This is a genomic window from Chitinophaga sp. (assembly GCF_036566945.1).
Lineage (GTDB): Bacteria > Bacteroidota > Bacteroidia > Chitinophagales > Chitinophagaceae > Chitinophaga.
In genome coordinates this window covers 1-2,468 of the sequence record NZ_DATCVJ010001078.1, presented here as the reverse complement: position 1 = coordinate 2,468, position 2,468 = coordinate 1, and the positions used below count along the sequence as shown (strand labels likewise).

Sequence of the window (2,468 nt, the reverse complement as noted above, 5' to 3'; positions counted from 1 at the left end):
CGTAGAGATTTTCAGATTTTCAGACAGGTTCAAACCCGTGCTGCTGCTGAAGCTGTAGCGTTTTAATCCGGATTTGCGTACAATGCCCTGTTCATTATAATAGTTGAGCCCATAGCGGTAGTTCACCAGGTCGTTACCACCGGAAACAGATACATCATAGTTGTCGACCCTTCCTGTGCGATACATACCACCCTGGTAGTCGTTGGCGTTGTTAAAGGCCGGATTGAGACTATCCGTCAGGATCTGCGGTATATCTTTCAGGGTACCCCAGGCGCCGTAGTGATTGATCAGGTCCATTTTGGCCCTGCGCTCTTCTGCGCCGATCAACACTTTTTCCAGTTGTGGTTTTTCTGTGAACCCATGATAGGTCGCGAAATCCACTTTTGGTTTGCCGGAAAGTCCTCTTTTTGTTTTGATGATGATAACGCCGCCAGCGCCCCTTGATCCGTAAATCGCCGCTGCGGAGGCATCTTTCAGGATATCTATACTTTGAATATCGTTGATGGCAATGCCGGCCATAACGTCTGTATTGGTACCGGTGCCATAGTTGATGGCAGCAATATCTTCTGTGGTTTGGGGTACACCGTCAATCACATACAGGGGACCACTCAACGCGCGGGCGAGACTGGTTTTGCCAACAGGGTCGGCGGGATTACTGTTGATGGTGCGGCTTACAGCAGTGTTTCCACGCATTACCACATTACTTCTTACACCCGGTTCACCGGAGTAGTTCTGTACATCCAGTCCTGGTGCACGGCCTTGCAGCAATGCATCAAAAGTAGGAGTAGGTACATCCAGTAATGTTTTTGGATTGATGGACGTAACGGCCGCTGTTACTGTTTTTCTGGAAGTTTCCTGGTAACCGATGATTACCACGTCTTTCAGTACTTTTTTGTCTACAGGTAAGGTAACATTCAGGTGGGCGTTGTTTTCCTTCACCGTAACAGAATAAGGCACGTAGCCAACAATGGTAAAGGTGAGCATGCTGCCCGGATTCGCTTTCACGGAGTAACTACCATCCGGATTGCTGATAGCACCCGATTTGGAATCTGAAATGCTGATAGATACGCCCGGTAGGGGATTTCCGTCAGAACCATCCCGTACAAATCCAGCTACCGTGATCTTCGCTGTGGCAGGATTTACCTGTGCGAAGCCGGGTAGGGAAAGGACGGCAAGGCAGAACGTTAATAACATAACAGCGCAGCTATGGCTGTATTTTGTAAAATTAACAGTCATGTAATTTAATTTGAAGCTTATGAAATGATACTGGAATGCTGAATAGCCAGTTGTTATACTAAAATTGGTTGATGAACTACTTGAATAAATATTGCGATACTAAAATTGGTTGACGAATTGTATTTGAATAAATGCTGTTATACTACATCTGGTTGACTAATTGTCCTTGAATAAATGCTGTTACAATTTTGGTTTACTACGCTTAATGCTAATGCTAAATCGATTTTTTAAATAAATCACAGGTTCCGAATAAGGCAATGAAGTTAGTATGCAGCAGAAATCTAACTTGTTAATGAACTTTAAAAGATTGTAAACAATATTAAAAGTTAGGGGAGGAGCGGCTATTCCGGTGTGGAATGGAGTCCTGAATATCCGGAAGATAATTGAATTTTTTCTTTATTTTTTTGTGAGCGGCGTCAGGTTTCCGGGCAGGGAGATCTTCGCCAGGGAATATTAATATATAATTTAAATATATTATATTTGTTGGTAAGAAAACCTTTACCTGGAAATAATACCTATGAAAAAACGCTACACACTTCTTTGGGTGCTGTTTACCTTTTCGTTTACCAGCACGTTTGCACAACAGGCGGTCAACCCCGGCACCCGGGCCAAGGCCGCGATCCAGTTTACCAGATTACTGGACGAAGCAGCTACCGTATATCCGCCACAGTTATCTTACCTGACGGAATCGGGCGCCAAAATCGAATCTTCTTTTCACATCAACGAAAGCGGAATTTTATCCGTTACTTTTCGCTATCCGGTAGAAAACAGTTATACCCTGTACCGGCTCACGGCGCCTGTTAGCGCTATTAAGGCCGTCTTCTACGACTACTACATCGGGCTGGAATTTGATGGTAGCGTGGTGAAAATCGAAGAAAGCGATAAGGGTAGCAGAGAGCTGAAAGAGAGCAACACATTGTCGCTGTTTCACATTGCCAAACCGGGCGACGGCCCGCAGGGAGAGCGCCTGAAAGCCAGAATGGAGCAGGGGTTGCAGGCGTTTAAGGAGAGTTATAAGTAAACGCGATTTTTTGTCTTATTCAGGATTATACTGATGTAGATGATTTTCATGAATTTTTTTTTAAAGATTTTAAAAAGATTATCGAAGACTAATGCGAATATCCACATTGGTCTTCGCTAATCTTTTTTAATCTTATAAAATCAAAAAGTAAAAATCGGGGAAATCATCTACATCAGTATAATCCTGAATAAGACAAAAAATCGCGTTAAGA

General features: G+C 43.6%; 2 protein-coding genes. One reads left to right on the top strand and one right to left on the bottom strand.

The window, feature by feature from the left end; translation table 11 throughout:
* On the bottom strand, positions 1 to 1,236 hold a 1,236-nt coding region (locus VIP81_RS32560; protein ID WP_331972116.1), incomplete at its 3' end, for a TonB-dependent receptor plug domain-containing protein.
* A 517-nt stretch (positions 1,237 to 1,753) separates the two neighbouring features.
* On the opposite strand from VIP81_RS32560, the gene VIP81_RS32555 reads away from it, so the two are divergent.
* The gene (locus tag VIP81_RS32555) at positions 1,754 to 2,257 is read left to right on the top strand and encodes a hypothetical protein (protein WP_331972113.1); all 504 of its coding nucleotides are present in this window, start codon (positions 1,754 to 1,756) and stop codon (positions 2,255 to 2,257) included.
* Positions 2,258 to 2,468: the final 211 nt, after the last annotated feature.